The 15,357-nt window shown below is 68.6% G+C and carries 18 protein-coding genes, 1 tRNA gene and 1 riboswitch; of the genes, 18 read left to right on the top strand and 1 reads right to left on the bottom strand.

Translation table 11 applies throughout. The features are described 5' to 3' along the window. The 7 genes from VFJ94_RS08600 to VFJ94_RS08575 all read left to right on the top strand — a co-directional run. On the top strand, positions 1–455 hold a 455-nt coding region (locus VFJ94_RS08600; protein WP_325003789.1), incomplete at its 5' end, for a nucleoside deaminase. A gap of 11 nt (positions 456–466) precedes the next feature. After that, positions 467–556, top strand: a tRNA-Ser gene (locus VFJ94_RS08595). Positions 557–706: 150 nt separating this feature from the next. After that, positions 707–1,027, top strand: coding sequence for a hypothetical protein (locus VFJ94_RS08590; RefSeq protein WP_325003788.1), 321 nt, complete (start codon positions 707–709; stop codon positions 1,025–1,027). Positions 1,028–1,085: 58 nt separating this feature from the next. Then, complete coding sequence (locus VFJ94_RS16545; RefSeq protein WP_414654589.1) at positions 1,086–1,289, top strand: TOTE conflict system archaeo-eukaryotic primase domain-containing protein; 204 nt, start codon at positions 1,086–1,088, stop codon at positions 1,287–1,289. An 84-nt stretch (positions 1,290–1,373) separates the two neighbouring features. Next, positions 1,374–1,622, top strand: coding sequence for a type II toxin-antitoxin system RelE/ParE family toxin (locus VFJ94_RS08585; protein WP_325003787.1), 249 nt, complete (start codon positions 1,374–1,376; stop codon positions 1,620–1,622). After that, a complete protein-coding gene (locus VFJ94_RS08580; RefSeq protein WP_325003786.1) occupies positions 1,606–1,899 on the top strand; it encodes an addiction module antidote protein in 294 nt (97 codons plus the stop codon). The genes VFJ94_RS08585 and VFJ94_RS08580 overlap by 17 nt, the downstream gene beginning before the upstream one ends. 377 nt (positions 1,900–2,276) lie before the next feature. Continuing rightward, positions 2,277–3,215: an LLM class F420-dependent oxidoreductase gene (locus tag VFJ94_RS08575; RefSeq protein WP_325003790.1), complete on the top strand. Its 939-nt coding sequence runs from the start codon at positions 2,277–2,279 to the stop codon at positions 3,213–3,215. Positions 3,216–3,339: 124 nt separating this feature from the next. Here the strand turns inward: VFJ94_RS08575 and VFJ94_RS08570 are convergent, their stop codons facing one another. Further along, on the bottom strand, positions 3,340–4,041 hold the full coding sequence (locus VFJ94_RS08570; protein ID WP_325003785.1) for a GntR family transcriptional regulator: 702 nt from the start codon (positions 4,039–4,041) through the stop codon (positions 3,340–3,342). 402 nt (positions 4,042–4,443) lie between these two features. Between VFJ94_RS08570 and VFJ94_RS08565 the strand changes: the two genes are divergently transcribed. From VFJ94_RS08565 to VFJ94_RS08515, 11 genes are all read left to right on the top strand, one after another. Then, positions 4,444–5,391, top strand: a complete 948-nt coding sequence (locus tag VFJ94_RS08565) for a transporter substrate-binding domain-containing protein (RefSeq protein ID WP_325003784.1) — start codon at positions 4,444–4,446, stop codon at positions 5,389–5,391. Between the two features lie 26 nt (positions 5,392–5,417). Further along, the gene (locus tag VFJ94_RS08560; protein ID WP_325003783.1) at positions 5,418–6,383 is read left to right on the top strand and encodes an amino acid ABC transporter permease; all 966 of its coding nucleotides are present in this window, start codon (positions 5,418–5,420) and stop codon (positions 6,381–6,383) included. Beyond that, the gene (locus VFJ94_RS08555; RefSeq protein ID WP_325003782.1) at positions 6,383–7,210 is read left to right on the top strand and encodes an amino acid ABC transporter ATP-binding protein; all 828 of its coding nucleotides are present in this window, start codon (positions 6,383–6,385) and stop codon (positions 7,208–7,210) included. Before VFJ94_RS08560 ends, VFJ94_RS08555 begins: the two co-directional genes overlap by 1 nt. Before the next feature lie 107 nt (positions 7,211–7,317). Next, positions 7,318–8,760 (top strand): NAD(P)/FAD-dependent oxidoreductase, encoded by a 1,443-nt coding sequence (locus VFJ94_RS08550; protein WP_325003781.1) that lies wholly within the window; start codon positions 7,318–7,320, stop codon positions 8,758–8,760. Next, positions 8,745–9,641 (top strand): dihydrodipicolinate synthase family protein, encoded by an 897-nt coding sequence (locus VFJ94_RS08545; protein WP_325003780.1) that lies wholly within the window; start codon positions 8,745–8,747, stop codon positions 9,639–9,641. The genes VFJ94_RS08550 and VFJ94_RS08545 overlap by 16 nt, the downstream gene beginning before the upstream one ends. A gap of 41 nt (positions 9,642–9,682) precedes the next feature. Next, positions 9,683–11,212, top strand: a complete 1,530-nt coding sequence (locus tag VFJ94_RS08540) for an aminobutyraldehyde dehydrogenase (protein ID WP_325003779.1) — start codon at positions 9,683–9,685, stop codon at positions 11,210–11,212. A 236-nt stretch (positions 11,213–11,448) separates the two neighbouring features. Continuing rightward, positions 11,449–11,784 carry a hypothetical protein gene (locus VFJ94_RS08535; protein WP_325003778.1) on the top strand — a complete coding sequence of 112 codons (336 nt, stop codon included), beginning with the start codon at positions 11,449–11,451 and terminating at the stop codon, positions 11,782–11,784. Positions 11,785–11,956: 172 nt separating this feature from the next. Next, positions 11,957–12,070: riboswitch (SAM riboswitch) on the top strand. Positions 12,071–12,302: 232 nt separating this feature from the next. Then, positions 12,303–12,878 carry an NADPH-dependent FMN reductase gene (ssuE, locus tag VFJ94_RS08530; RefSeq protein WP_325003777.1) on the top strand — a complete coding sequence of 192 codons (576 nt, stop codon included), beginning with the start codon at positions 12,303–12,305 and terminating at the stop codon, positions 12,876–12,878. After that, entirely contained in the window at positions 12,878–13,894 is a 1,017-nt protein-coding gene (locus tag VFJ94_RS08525; RefSeq protein WP_325003776.1) for an ABC transporter substrate-binding protein, read from the top strand. Before ssuE ends, VFJ94_RS08525 begins: the two co-directional genes overlap by 1 nt. Then, the gene (locus tag VFJ94_RS08520; RefSeq protein ID WP_325003775.1) at positions 13,891–14,736 is read left to right on the top strand and encodes an ABC transporter ATP-binding protein; all 846 of its coding nucleotides are present in this window, start codon (positions 13,891–13,893) and stop codon (positions 14,734–14,736) included. Before VFJ94_RS08525 ends, VFJ94_RS08520 begins: the two co-directional genes overlap by 4 nt. Continuing rightward, positions 14,736–15,357, top strand: a 622-nt coding sequence (locus tag VFJ94_RS08515; RefSeq protein WP_325003774.1) for an ABC transporter permease, incomplete at its 3' end; no start/stop codon positions are given. The genes VFJ94_RS08520 and VFJ94_RS08515, both read left to right, overlap by 1 nt.

Genomic DNA, 15,357 nt, shown 5'->3' with positions numbered 1-15,357 from the left:
CGGCGTATGCCGCCTGGCTCGGGGAGGCGCTCGCCCTCGCGCGCGCCATGGCCGGCTCCGAGGACGTGCCGGTCGGCGCCGTCGTCATCGCCCCCGACGGCACCCTCGCCGGGCGGGGCCGCAACGTCCGCGAGGAGCGCGGGGACCCCACCGGCCACGCCGAGGTCCTGGCGCTGCGTGCGGCAGCCGAGCGCCTCGGCACGTGGCGGCTCGACGGGTGCACGCTCGCGGTCACCCTGGAGCCGTGCGTCATGTGCGCCGGTGCGGCGGTCGCGGCCCGGCTGGAGCGGGTGGTCTTCGGCGCGTGGGACGCCAAGGCCGGTGCCTGCGGCTCGGTGTGGGACCTCACCCGCGACCCGCTCGCGCTGCACCAGGTGGACGTCGTCGGCGGCGTGCGCGCGGAGGAGGCGGCTGCACTGCTGGCGGATTTCTTCGCGGCCCGGCGTCTCGGGTAAGGTTCCGCCTTGGTGGCGTGTCCGAGCGGCCAAAGGAGCACGCCTCGAAAGCGTGTGTGGGGGTAACTCCACCGTGGGTTCAAATCCCACCGCCACCGCCATTCACCTGCGGAAACGTCGGTCAGCCTGACGCGGGCTGGCCGACGTACCGCGGGCCTAGTCTCATTTCTAGTCTCATTTGGGCTGCTACGGGTCGCTGATTGGGCGTTCGCGTGGGGTCACCGACGGTCGCCCGCGTCCAGGATGGAGCCATGCCGAACGTCAGTGACGAGCTTGAGGAGCTGCGCCGTGAGAATGCCCGTCTTCGCCGCCTGCTGAAGCTCACCGCGCAGGAGGCATCGCCAGCGCGCGGCACCCAGACCACGTGGTTCGACAGGGCCCCTGGGCCGGTCGATGGAACGTCGTCGTCGCGGACGAAGGTCGCCTTCAACGCCGCTATGTTCGGCGCCCGGCGAGATGCATACGCCGTCCGCTGGAGCAACGCCCTCTCCGGCGCAGCAGGCTGGCTGCCGGCCGTGGAGGGCGGGTGGCGCAAGCGCACCAAGGCGGCCGACCAACAGCACCCCCATTGACGCCCGAGGTGCTCGCGGCGCATCTGACGGATGACAGCCACCTCGGCCTGTATCCGATGTGGCCAGGCGACCAGACGTGCTGGCGGTCTCACAGTCTGGTGTCGGCGCCCAGGAATGGATCTTCTTCACGGACCCCGTCGTGGCGGCGACAGCCCGTCAGGTCGGGACCGCCCTCGTCCGAGAAGCGATCACGATCCGGGGCCGAATGAGCTTGCTGTGTTATGGGAACCCGGCCAAGGTGTCAGTTATAGTCGACATGTGATCGAAGTCGTCCGCACCGACGACTTCGACAAGTGGATCCGAAAACTGAAGGACAAGCAGGGCAAGCTCCGCATTATCGAGCGCATTGACCGGTTGGCCAACGACCACCCGGGGCGATGTTGCGCCGGTCGGGAGGGGCGTCTCGGAACGACGCCTCGATGTGGGTCCGGGATACCGCGTCTACTACCTCCAGGGAAGCGATGTGTTGGTCCTGCTGCTCTGCGGCGGCGACAAGTCGACGGAGCAGAAGGACATTGAGAAGGCGCACGAGCTGGCGGACGAGTGGCGAGCCGATCAAGTGCCAGACGGAGGGAGCAATGACTACCGGGAGTGAGAAGTACCAGCCGTTCGACGTGGCTGACTACCTCGACGACGTAGCAGGCTACCTTGAACTTGCCCTCGAAGAGTCCGCCGAGGACCCAAGCGCGGTTCCGCGTGCTCTTGGTGTGATCGCACGCTCCCGAAACATGAGCGAACTCGCCCGCCGCGTTGGCATGAGCCGCGACGGCCTCTACAAGGCACTCTCCGAGGACGGCAACCCGACCTGGTCGACGATCCTCAAGGTGACCAGCGCCCTCGGACTGCGGTTCGAGTTGCACCCCGTTGCCTGAGGACCGCGTCAAGAGAGGAACCCGCAAGCCGGAGTGGGGACACCTGTGTCTGCGCGCCACGCCTGGCTCTGCCGAACGACGCTTCGGTCTCTTTTCTCGTCTCATTCGCGGCGTGCACTCGCCGTTCTCGAGCGTTCGGCTGGGCGGCCGTTGAGCACGAGCGGCCGCGCGCGAGAGGTCGCGAACGTCGGTGCGCAGGCCTGGAAAGCGTGTGGGGGGGTAACTCCACCGTGGGTTCAAATCCCGCCGCCACCGCCATCCACCCTCGGAAACGCACGTCGAGGATCAGAGTCCCGACCGGCGCTGTCCCTCTTGTCCCCCTGGGCTCCGGCGTTGCCGATGGCGCATAGGCGAGGTCGCGGAGGACGATGCGGTTCATGTCCGTGAGTCTTCGCATCTTCGTTGAGCCGCAGCAGGGAGCCACCTACGACGACATCCTGGTGGTCGCGACGGCCACCGAGGCCCTTGGCTTCGATGGGTTCTTCCGATCTGACCACTTCATCGGCTGGAACGGGGATGGCCACCCTGGGCCGACCGATGCCTGGACCACCCTCGCCGGCCTCGCTCGGGACACGAGGAGGATCCGGCTGGGCACGCTCGTCACGTCGGCGACGTTCCGCCTGCCCGGGCTGCTGTCTATCCAGGCCGCCGGCGTGGACCAGATGAGCGGAGGTCGTCTCGAACTTGGAATCGGAACCGGGTGGGTGGACGTGGAGCACACGGCCTACGGCATCCCCTTCCCACCGTTGCGGGAGCGTTTTGAGCGGTTGGAGGAGCAGCTCGCGATCATCACCGGGTTGTGGGCGACCCCACCCGGGTCCACCTTTTCCTACTCGGCGCGTCACTACCGTCTGGTGGACTCGCCTGCGCTGACGAAGCCGGTCCAGTCCGGGGGAGTGCCCATCATCGTCGGCGGCGTTGGCCGGAATCGGACGCCGGCCCTGGCCGCCCGCTACGCGGCTGAGTTCAACGCGCCTTTGCAGTCCATCGAGGACACGGCCGCGCTCTACGCGGCGGCGCGGTCTGCGTGCGAGCGGGTCGGCCGCTCCGCCCCTGAGTTGACGTTGTCCGCGGCCCAGACCATCTGCCTCGGCAAGGACGACGCAACGACCCGCCGCAGGGCCGAGGCCATTGGCCGCGACCCCGACGAGCTGCGCCATCACGGGCTGGTGGGCTCGCCGGCCGAGATCGTCGACAAGATCGGCACCCTGGCTGCCCTGGGGACGACCCGCCTCTACCTGCAAGTGCTCGACATGTCCGACCTGGACCACCTCGCGGACATCGCCGACACGGTGGCTCCCCAGCTCAGTCGGTGACCAACGCCTCCGGGTGACTCCACTCGGCGGGTCGGGCCGGATACACCACGAGCAAGCACGCCTCCAGCCGCAAGGTCACCTCCCAAGAGGTCAGCTGCCCGGTAGAGGACGCCGTGCACGGGCGTCAGCCGGCGGCTTCTGCCTTGTCCGATGTGTCCGTCGTCAGCTGAGCGCGAATGCGGGCGGTGGCGTTGTGAAGCGAGGCGCTGGTGATCTCGGCTGCGAGGTTGGCGTCGCGGCTGCGCGCGGCTTCGAGGAGCTCAGCCTGGAAGCGCCACAAGGGTGAGTCGTCCTCGGCCTCCAAGGTGACCCGCGCGCCGACGATCTTGTAGAACCTGCACTGCTCCCACAGGCCCTTGATCGTGCTGGTGAGCACGGGGTTGCCGGAGGCCTGGTAGAGCACGGTGAGGAAGTCCTCGTCGCGATCGAGGACCGCGATGGCGTCCTTGTCCACGATCGCGGCCCGCATCTCGTCGTACTGCACCTGCATCTTCTCGACGTCCTCGGACGTGATCCGCTCCGAGCCCTGGCGGGCTGCCTCCATCTCGAGGACGCGCCGCACGGCATAGACGTGGAGGAGCTCCTGCTGGGTCAGGCCTCGGACCACTGCGCCCCGATGGGGCACCCGCTCGGCCAGACCTGCTTCCTCGAGGCGCTTGATCGCCTCTCGCACGGGCATGTGGCTGGTGCCGACGCGTTCCGCGAGGTCATCGATCCGCAGCCGGTACCCCGCCGGCAGCTCGCCGTTCAGGATCGACGTCCGGATGGTCGCGAAGACCTTGTCGGTCAGCAGCGCCTCTCCAACTTTCTCGATGGGCATGTGCATGAGAAGCAGTGCCGTGTTGGGGCGCTCCTCGTCCCCCTTCCGAGGTCCCGGTGGTGCTCACAGCATACGGGCCTGGTTGTCGTCCCAGGTTGGGCAGGCAGCGATGCCGTCGTCGGACGCCGAGTTCCCACGATCGGGAAGATTCCGCGGTCAGACCCTTGTTTGATATTTGATCATATCCTAGAGTTGCGGTGACAGAACATGCGGGGGCCCGGCCCCGACGGGTCGGTGCCGCCGCAGGCAGCGCGACTCGTCACCTCGTCTCGACGCGAACCACGGGTCGTGCGACGTGGGGGTCGTCGGACCCCGCGGGACCTGGCCCTGCCCACCTCGGCACGACGTGCGAACCGTCAGGTCGGCCCCGCCCCACAGAACACCGCACCATCTCACCTAGGAGATTCAATGACGAGCTCCACCACGACCCGGCTCAAGAAGGCCACGGTGGCCACTGCCCTCTTCGGGACGCTCCTCAGCGCGTCCGCCTGCGGCCAGTCCCTCGATCAGGCCAAGGCCGGGGCCCCGGGTCAGCCGGCGCAGGACAGCGCGCTGCCGGCGCAGGACACCGCGCTGGCGGACCTGCTTCCAAAGTCGATCAAGGACAAGGGCACCATCAACGTCGCCGCGGCCGTGTACGCGCCGGCCGTGATGGTGCCGCCGGGCGGCGGCGCGCCCACCGGCTGGGACATCCAGATCACGCGGGAGGCCGCCGCTCTCCTCGGGCTCAAGGTCAACTTCGTCATCATCCCGTTCGACGGCGTGATCCCCGGGCTGCAGGCGGGCCGTTACGACGCTGCCACCGGCGAGATCAACGTCACCGACGAACGCAAGAAGTCCGTGACGTTCGTGGTCAACCACGTCTCCAGAGACGCGGTCATGGTGCCGGCCAGCTCGAGCAAGACCTCCTTCGCCAGCCCGAGCGACGTCTGCGGGCTGACCATCGGGGCGGCCCTCGGATCCTCAGAGGCGGCGTATGCCGAGGAGCTGGCTGCGAAGTGCAACGCGGGCGGGGGAGCGGCCACGACGGTCAAGACCTTCGCCACGCAGGCCACCGTCAACCTGGCCCTCAGCCAGGGGCGGATCGACGCCAACCTCGCCAGCGGTAGCCAGGTCGCGTACTCGGTGGACCAGTCGAAGGGCAAGTTCAAGCTGCTCGACCTGCCGTTCGCGCCCCAGATCAAGACGGGTTTGGCTCTGCCGCGCAACGCCGACACCAAGGCCATGGCGAAGGCCTTCGAGGCAGCCACGAACAAGCTGATCCAGACGGGTCGGCTCAAGAAGATCCTCGATGACCTCAACGGCGGTCTCGGCGCGGTCGACAAGTCAGAGATCACCCCCGAGCCGGTCAGCTGACGGCCCGAGACGATGAGGAGCTGATCATGGTGACGCCTTCGGCTGACGACGTTTCGACGCAGACCCGGACCTCCTCGCTGTCCATGGACGAGCAGACCCTGGCGAAGGAGACCGTCCCCCTCCGCCACCCCGGTCGCACCCTCGCGGCGGCCATCCTGCTCCTGCTCGTGGCGGTCCTGGTCAACTCACTCGTCACGAACGAGAACTTCCAGTGGGACATCGTCTGGCACTACCTGTTCTACCCCCAGATCATGGCCGGACTCGGCCGGACGCTCCTGCTCACGGCGGTGTCGATGTCGATCGCCATCGTGCTGGGTGTGGTCCTCGCCACGTGCCGACTGTCGGAGAACAGGATCCTGCGGCTGTGTGCAGGTGCTTACCTGTGGTTCTTTCGGGGAACCCCGCTGCTCATCCAGCTGGTGTTCTGGTACAACCTGTCGGCCCTGTTCCCTCGGCTGGGCATCGGAATCCCTTTCGGGGGACCCGTGTTCGCCAGCGCCGACACCAACTCGGTACTGACACTGTGGCTGGTGGCCCTGCTTGGCCTGGCTCTGCACGAATCCGCCTACATGGCCGAGATCGTGCGCGGTGGCCTGCTGTCGGTGCCTCGGCAGCAGACCGAGGCGGCGCTGGCACTGGGGATGAACCCCATGATGACGTTCCGGCGGATCATCCTTCCGCAGGCGCTGCGCGTCATCATCCCCCCCACCGGAAACCAGATCATCGGCATGCTGAAGTACAGCTCCCTGGTGAGCGTCATCGCGCTGCCGGACCTGCTCTATTCGGCACAGATGATCTACACCCAGACGTTCGAGACGATCCCGCTCCTGATCGTGGTGTCGCTCTGGTACCTGTTCTGCACCACCGTGCTCACCATCGCCCAGGGCTATGTCGAGCGCTACTTCGGCCGCGGGGCCAACATCAGCCTCACCCCCACCAAGAGGCGCCGGCGCGTCCGGAAAGCGCTTGTCGCAGCGGAGGAGACCGAGTGATGAGCATCGACACCACCCCATCCACGACCCCTCAGGCAGGGCGCGACGCCATCGTGCGGATCGTCGGTCTGACCAAGAGCTTCGGGTCCTTGCAGGTCCTCAAGTCGGTCAACCTCGAGGTCCGCCGGGGGCAGGTCGTCTGCATCCTCGGGCGTTCGGGGTCCGGCAAGTCGACGATGCTGCGGTGCATCAACCACCTCGAGAAGCCCTCGAGCGGAGCCGTCATCGTCAACGGTGAAGTGGTCGGCTACAAGCTGAGGCACGACAAGCTGCACGAGCTGAAGCCGAACGAGATCGCGCGGCAGCGGGCCCAGACCGGCATGGTGTTCCAGGCCTTCAACATGTTCCCGCACCTCACGGTGCTCGAGAACCTCATGGAGGCGCCGGTCCGCGTTCTGGGCCGTCGGCCCGAAGAGGTCCGCAGCGAGGCCATGGAGCTGTTGAAGAGCGTCGGGCTGGCGGATCGGGCCGACCAGTATCCGAGCACACTTTCAGGTGGACAGCAGCAGCGGGTGGCCATCGCCCGGGCGTTGGTCATGAAGCCGTCGGTCATGCTCTTCGACGAACCGACGTCGGCGCTCGACCCGGAACTGGTGGGCGAGGTCCTCGAGGTCATGAAGGCGCTGGCCCGAAGCGGCATGACGATGATCGTCGTGACGCACGAGATCGGCTTCGCGCGCAGCGTGGCCGACGAGGTCGTGTTCATGGCGGATGGGCAGGTCGCCGAGCAGGGGCCGCCCTCCCAGGTGATCGACAACCCGCAGGCGGAGGCCACGCGGATCTTCCTGCGCAGCCTGTCCGAGCGCCGGGATGCCCCGGTGCAGTAGCTGCAGGCACTGACCGTATGCCGGGCCCCGGTCAGTTCCTGCCCCCGGGTGCTCCCTGACCCGGGCCCGGCCGTGACAGTGGAACTTTCGATTGGAGAGGAGGCGACATGAAGGATGTCGTGATCGTTGGCGGTGGGCTGGCCGGTCTCACCGCGGGGTGGAGCCTGCGGCACCAGGACACCCTGCTGCTGGAGTCAGACAACCGCATCGGCGGGCGGATCCGATCCGAGCGGCGCGGACCGTACTGGCTCAACTGGGGCGGTCACATCTTCGCCGGCCCCGGCTCGTCGACGGACACCCTGCTGCGGAAGGCGGGGGTCGACGCCGTCGGGGTGCCCGGCTCGTTGACGAGCATGTTCATGAACGGCAAGTTCCTCGTCAACGGCCGGGTCGAGACGTACCCCTTCAGGATCCCGATGTCCCCGGTCGCGCGGGTTGCGTTGATCCGCACGGGAATCAAGGTGGGCGCCTCAGTCATCAGGTATGCGGGGGTGGTCCGTCAGCGTCAGGGGGAACACGGCGCCGTTCGCCAGCAGCGCATCTACGACTTCGAGAACGAGCGCACCTTCAAGGACTTCATCGGCGAGCTGCCCGAGGACGCGGACGCCCTCTTCCGGACCACCGTCACGCGGTCGGCCGGCGAGACCGACGAGATCTCGGCCGGAGCGGGCATCGGCTACTTCAGCCTCGTGTGGAACGTGGGGCAGGGACTGAGCCGGGGGATCGTGGGTGGGCCCTCCACCCTGACCGAGGCGCTGGCGGCTGCTCAGGGGGACCGGCTGCAGCTGGGCGCCGAGGTGCAGGAGGTCGTCCACCGACGCGACTCCGTGGTCGTCCGCTACCGCCAGGACGGGACCGACCGCGAGGTCGAGGCTCGGACGGTGGTGCTCGCCACGCCCGCCACGGTCGCCCATCGCGTCGCGGTGGACCTGCCGGCGGAGGTGCGCGAAGCCCTGAGCAAGGTCAGGTACGGACCACACGTGAGCGCCGCCTTCCTCACCAACGAGACCTCTGCGCGTCGATGGGATCCCGTGTATGCCATCAGCGCACCGAAACGGTCCTTCGCCATCGCCTTGAACCAGGCCAGCATCGTGCGTGGCAGCGAGCGGGAGCGTCAGGTCGGCGGCAGCATCATGACCTTCTCCCCGGGCAACCTCGGCCGCAACCTGCTCGACAAGAGCGACAGCGAGGTCATCGAGACCCATCTGAGGGACCTCGAGGAGGTGCTCGGGGCCGGGTTCAGCGACAGCGTCGTCGAGGCCGGCGTCTCCCGATGGAAGGACGGATCGCCGTACAGCTTCCCCGGTCGGGCCAAGCTGCAGCCGACGTTGATGCGGCGAGGAGGGCGCGTGCTGCTCGCCGGCGACTACCTCGGGACCCTCTACACCGAAACCGCCATCCAGACCGGCTTCGCCGCCGCTCAGGAGGCTGCGAGCCTGCTCGCCACCGACCACCAACGAGCGCGGCACCTGGGACCCCTCCCTCGGGTCGAGCCGGAACCCAACCATTCCCCCCTCACCAAAGGACACGCATCATGGCAGCAGCGCTGAGCGGCGTACTCGTCGCACTGGCCACCCCGTTCGGGCCCGACGGCGAGCTTGACGAGACCACCCTGCGCGCGCTGGTCGACCGCACCATCGACGGTGGGGTCCACGGAGTCGTCGCCTGCGGCTCCACCGGCGAGTTCAGCGCGCTGACCGTCGACGAGCGCCGACTGGTGGTCGAAACCGTCGTCGACCAGACCGCGCACCGGGTGCCGGTGATCGCCCAGACCGGCTCGACGAGCACCGCGGAGGCAGTCGCGTTGTCGCGCCATGCGCAGTCGGTCGGCGTCGACGTCGTCATGCCTGTCGCGCCCTTCTACGAGCCACTGTCGCTGGCGGAGACCACGAACTACCTGCGCCGAGTGGCCAGCTCGGTCGAGATCCCGGTGATGTTGTACAACCTGCCGGCGGTCACCGGCGTGGACCTGACCCCAGACACCGTCGCGACCTTGGCCCGGGAGGTCGAGAACATCCGCTATGTCAAGAACACCTCTCCCGACATGGCGCAGGCTGCCCAGCTGATCCACCACTACGGCGACCTGGTCGGCACCTTCGTCGGCTGGGACAGCCTGATCCTCTCCTCGCTCGTCTCCGGTGCCGCGGGCGTGATGGCCGGAACCGCGAACGTCGTGCCGGCCGAGCTCGTCGCCGTCTACGACGCGGTCGAGTCGGGTGACCTCGACGCCGCGAGGCAGGCGTGGGCAGTCGTGTATCCACTGCTGGACGCGGCGTTGTCGGTGAACTACATCGCCGCCGTCAAGGTGGCGCTGGAGGCGGCCGGTTTCCCGGCCGGCTCGACCCGCGAGCCGACGCTGTCCCTCGAGCCTGCGGACGCCCGCCACATCGCGCAGCTCGCCTCCGCCTTCCGTTCCCAGCCCGTGGCCTGATCAACGATCCGGTCCGTCTCGTCCCGACACCTGGAGCTCCCATGACCACGTCCGTTTCCGCCCCGTTCGAGATCCGACGCAGCGAAGGTTCGTCCCTGCTGGCCCAGGATGACCTGCCACCCGAGCAGCACTTCATCGACGGCGAGTTCCGCCCGGGCGGCTCCGGCCGGTTCATCGACGTCGTCGACCCCTGCACCGGCTCGGCGTTCGCACGTGTTGCCGAGGGGACCGCCGCCGACGTTGACGTCGCCGTGACCGCCGCCCGGGCCGCGCAGCCCGCGTGGCGCGCCCTGACGCCCAAGGACCGTGCGGAGGTCCTGCTCAAGCTGGCCGACCGGATCGAGGAGAACACCGACCTGCTGGTGCGGCTGGAGTCGGCGAATGCCGGCAAGCCGCTCGCGGTCTCCCGCGATGACATCTCCAGCAGTGTCGACACCTTCCGGTTCATGGCGGGGGCGGCGCGCTCGATCACCTCTCAGGCCGCGGGGGACTACACCGCCGACCACCTGTCGGTGATCGTGCGCGAGCCGCTCGGGGTGATCGGCGTGGTGACCCCGTGGAACTACCCGCTGCTCATGGCGGCCTGGAAGGTGGCGCCCATCCTCGCGGCGGGGAACACGCTGGTGCTGAAGCCGTCGGAGCAGACGCCGCTCACCACGCTGAAATTCGCCGAGCTGGTTGCGGACCTGCTTCCGGCAGGGGTGCTGAACATCGTGACGGGATACGGTCCCGAGGTCGGCGGGCGGCTCTCAGTCCACCCCGACATCGACATGATCGCCCTGACCGGCTCGGTCGCCAGCGGCCGAGCCGTGGCCAAGGGCGCGGCAGAGTCACTGAAGCGCGTCCACCTCGAGCTGGGCGGCAAGGCGCCGGTCATCGTGTTCCCCGACGCCGACCTGGCGGCCGCGGCGGCGTCGCTGCGGGCGGCCGGCTACTGGAACTCCGGGCAGGAGTGCGGCGCCGCCTGCCGCGTGCTGGTGCACTCCTCGGTGGCCGAGGAGTTCGTGGGGCACCTCGTCCGCGAGGTGTCAACCCTCGTCGTCGGCGAGCCCGGCGCCGGTGACGACGTCGAGATCGGTCCGCTGGTGTCCAAGGCCCACTTCGACCGGGTGACGGGCTACCTGGAGCGGGCGGCAAGCGCGGGGATCCGGGCCGCACTGGGAGGTGCGCCGCTGCACGGCCCGGGCTTCTTCGTCCCACCCACGGTGCTCGTCGACGTTCCCGGTGATGCGGAGGTGACGCGCGAAGAGATCTTCGGTCCGGTCATCACCGTCGAGACGTTCGAGGAGGAGGACGAGGCGATCCGGCGCGCCAACGACGTGCCCTACGGGCTCGCGGCATCGATGTTCACCGAGAACTCCCGTCGAGCGCTCGACCTTCCCGGCAAGCTCGACTTCGGCACCGTCTGGGTCAATTCCCACTTGGTGCTCGCCACCGAGGCGCCGTGGGGTGGCTTCAAGGGATCCGGCTACGGTCGAGACCTCTCGTTGTACGCGCTCGACGACTACTCACGCACCAAGCACGTGATGCACAACCACGGGCGCTCAGGCGGGACCCCGTCGGGGCTATGAGCCGCCTCGATCCGACGAGGTGAGGGTGGCGAGGGTGCCGGGAGAGCCCGAAGTCGAGTCTTCGGACGCGACGCAGCTTCGACCGGGCCCCATGGCACGTCGACGTTGATGCGTGCTGCCCGGAGGTGCTCTCGGCGGCATACGCTGGTATGCGTGCTGGATGAGGAGGGCCGACGGAGGGCGACGTCGTCACAAGCTTCCGAGAGTCGATCGAGATCGCCGCACCGCCGCAGCGGGTGTGGGACCTGATCACCTACATCCGACGGCACGCCGAGTTCGACGCGCCCTCTGAGATCACGGCGGTCGAGGGGTGCAAGCGCCTGGAGTGGGTCTCCTTCCCGCCGATGAGGGACGAAAATCCCGGCAAGGGCGGCCGCGTCATCTGGGGCTACGAGCTCAGTCCCAGCGCTGGCGGCACCAGGCTCGATCACTCCATGACCGTGCTGGAGCAGCGCAAGGGTGCCGCCTTGCTGAAGGCGATGTACACGGCCGTCCGTCTGCATGCCAAGCAGGTCGCCGGGGGCCGGACGACGCTCCAGAACATCCGCAAGGCCGCCGACCAGCAAGCGTGAAACGCGGTGTATGCCCGCAACGGTGCGGGTAGGCCTTTCCTCACTGCGGCGCCCGCGCCCCGGCCTGTAGGTAGCCGCTTCAGTCTCGCCACTCGCGGGTGCGGTCCCACGATGCGGGACGTATCTCCTATCGGATTGATAGGCGATAAGAAACGGGCTACCTTCTGTCGCAGGTCATGAGCTCCAGTGACAGCCCCGGCTTGCTGGACAGCAACCCTCCCACTCGCGGTGGGGTGCTCCGGGTGAAGACCTGGCGCGGGTCACCCGACTCGCGCAAGCGCGAGGCTCTCGGGCCTCACCCGAGGACGGAAGCCATTCATGGACAAGCGAACTCCGCAGCTGGGACGTGAGCTGAGCCGCGTCGTGCGCCGGCATGTCCAGCTACGGCGCGTCGCCAGCGCGCTCTGTCGGTCCTGACGCGCCTCACCGTCCAACGCTTCCCACAACACACCCTCCGCATCAACGGTCGTGCGCCTGACGCATGACCGGCGGTATCCCACGCTCTCGAAAGGTCAGTCATGGCTGTCATTGCCACGATATCCAGCAGTCCATCAACGAGGTCGCGCACCGACGCGGTCCTGTCCACCATCGCGACCCAGCTCCAGCGAGCCGGCCACGTCGTGGTTCCCCTCGTCCTTCGAGACCTGCCCCCCGGGCCCCTGCTCAAGGGCGACGCGACCGATCCGGACATCGCGCTGGCGGTCGCCACCATCGAGGCCGCCGACGCGGTCGTGGTCTCCACTCCGGTCTACAAGGCGGCCTACGGGGGCCTGCTCAAGACCTTCCTCGACCTGCTGCCGCAGTTCGCGCTCGAGGGAAAGGCGGTCCTTCCGGTCGCCACCGGCGGCACGCTGGCCCACGTGCTCGCGGTCGACTACGCCCTGCGACCGGTGCTGGCCAGCCTGGCACCGAGCGCCATCGCGCCCGGCTGGTTCGTCCTGGCGGACCACGTCACATTCTTCGACCACGGCGAGGTCGTACTGGCGGAGGTCGCACAGCGCCCGGTGCATCAGGTCACCTCGGCATTCCTCGACATCGTCGCCGGCTACGCCCTTGTGGCAGCCGGGTACCAGCGCCGCGAGGCGGTGGCCTGATGCGCGCGTCCACGGCATACGGGGTCGTCGGCGTCCTCGGCGTCCTCTCCCTCGCGTCCTGCTCGCTGCCGTCGAGCGGGGCAGGAGGGTCGCAGGGGGGCCCCGTGACGCTGCGCTACCAGGGGTGGGCCAACACCGTGACCCTCCCCGAGCTCGCGGCGGACCTTGGCTACTTCCCGACCGTCAGGCTCGACTGGGTCGGCAACACGACCAGCGGCCCTCAGGACATCCAGTCAGCGGCAACTGCTCAGACCGACTTCGGCGGGGCGTTCTCCGGCGCGGTGGTCAAGCTCATCGCGGCCGGGGCCCCGGTCAAGGCGGTCGTCAACTACTACGGGGAGGACGCGAGGACCTTCAACGGCTTCTACGTGCTGCAGGGCAGCCCCATCCGCACGGCGCGCGACCTCGTCGGCAAGAAGGTCGCGGTCAACACGTTGGGCGCACATGCCGAAGCGGTTATCGACACCTACCTGCGCAAGAGCGGCCTGACCCCTGCGGAGGTCGCCCAGGTGCAGCTCGTGCCTCTGCCCCCGAATGACACTGAGCAGGCCCTGCGTCGGGAGCAGATCGACGTGGCCACGCTCGGCGGGGTGCTGCAGGACCACGCCGTGGCAGCGGGCGGCGTGCGGTCGCTCTTCAGCGACTACGGGATGTTCGGGGCCTTCAACGGCGGGCAGTACGTGCTGAGGAGCGACTTCATCGCCCAGCACCCCGATGCAGCAAAGGAGTTCGTGACGGGCGTCGCCAAGGCGATCGAGTGGGAGCGCACGACGGCCCGCAACCAGGTCATCGCCCGGTTCACCAAGATCATCGAGGCGCGGCACCGCAACGAGAGGACCGACAACCTCAAGTACTGGAAGAGCGTCGGCGTCGCCTCGAAGGGCGGCGCGGTGAGCGACGCGGACTTCACCCGGTGGGAGGACTGGCTCGTCGGCAGCGGCATCCTGACCGAGGGTGCCCTCAAGCCGGCGGACCTGTACACGAACAGACTCAACGCCCTGGTGGGCGCGTCATGAACGCGCAGATCGAGCTGCGGGGCGTCACGAAGGAATTCACCCTGCGGGCGACGCGGGAGCAGCCGCAAGGCGGCACCCTGCGAGCCATCGAGAACCTGAGCCTCGACGTGCCGCGCGGTGAGTTCCTCACTCTCGTCGGGCCCAGCGGGTCCGGCAAGACGACGCTGCTGGACCTGCTCGGTGGTCTCAGCCGCCCCACCACCGGCAGCGTCCAGGTCGACGGACAGGAGGTGACGGGGCCGGGTCTGGACCGGGGCATCGTCTTCCAGCAGTACGCCCTGTTCCCGTGGCGGACGACCTTGGCCAACGTGACCTTCGGACTCGAACAGCAAGGGATCCCCCGCCGCGACCGCAACGACCGGGCACGGCAGCAGCTGGCCCTGGTCGGCCTCGAAGGCTTCGAGGACCGCTATCCGCATGAGCTGTCCGGCGGCATGAAGCAGCGGGTCGCCATCGCCCGCAGCCTCGCCTACCAGCCGGGGATCCTGCTCATGGACGAGCCGTTCGCGGCGCTCGACGCCCAGACCCGCGAGCAGCTGCAGGAGGAGCTGCTCAGGATCTGGCGAGCGACCGGCACCACCGTCGTGTTCATCACGCACGGCATCGAGGAGGCGGTCTACCTCGGGCAGCGGGTGGCGGTCCTCAGCTCGCGCCCGGGCCGGCTCAAGGCACTCGTCGAGATCGACCTCGGAGACCGGCAGGCGGCAGCGGACCTGCGCTCCGACGCCGCGTTCACCCATTACCGGCACGAGGTCTGGACGCTCCTGCACGAGGAGGTCCGCAGGGCTCAGGACGCCGGCCACCTCAAGATCCAGCCCGACGGCACGGAAAGGGCAGCCTGATGAGCACCGCGACCCTTGACCCATCGCGCGCGTCCACCGACCCGCCCGGCGAGGCGGAGGCGTCCTCGACCGCGCCCGTCAGCGAGCGGATCTCGTCCCGCCAGGCCCGGAAGTCCCGGGTGGTCCCCGGACTGCGAGCGGCCGGGAGGCGCTCGGCGGCCGTCGTGCTCTTCCTCCTGCTGTGGGAGCTCGGTGCGCAGTTCCTGCTCGATCCCGCCCGGCGGGTCTTCCTGCCGCCACTGCACGAGGTCCTCCGGGCGTGGTGGAGCCTCGCCGCGAGCGGCGAGCTGCAGCAGCACCTCGCCGCCAGCCTGGGGCGCTCGGTCGTCGGCTTCGGTGCCGCGCTCGTCGCCGGGGTCGCCACGGGGCTCGTGGTGGCGTGGTACGACGCACTGCGCGAGCTCCTCACGCCACTACTCGAGCTCTTCCGCAACACGGCGGCCCTCGCCCTGCTACCGGTCTTCGTCCTCCTCCTGGGGATCGGCGAGACGAGCAAGATCTCGATCGTCGCCTACGCGAGCTTCTTCCCGGTGCTGCTCAACACCATCGCGGGCGTCCGCACGGTCGACCCGCTGCTCGTCAGGGCCGCACGGTCACTTGGGCTGAGCAGCGTGCAGCTCT

Source organism: Intrasporangium sp., from assembly GCF_035688975.1.
Taxonomy (GTDB): domain Bacteria; phylum Actinomycetota; class Actinomycetes; order Actinomycetales; family Dermatophilaceae; genus CALMNV01.
This window is presented reverse-complemented; position numbering and strand designations above follow the sequence as displayed.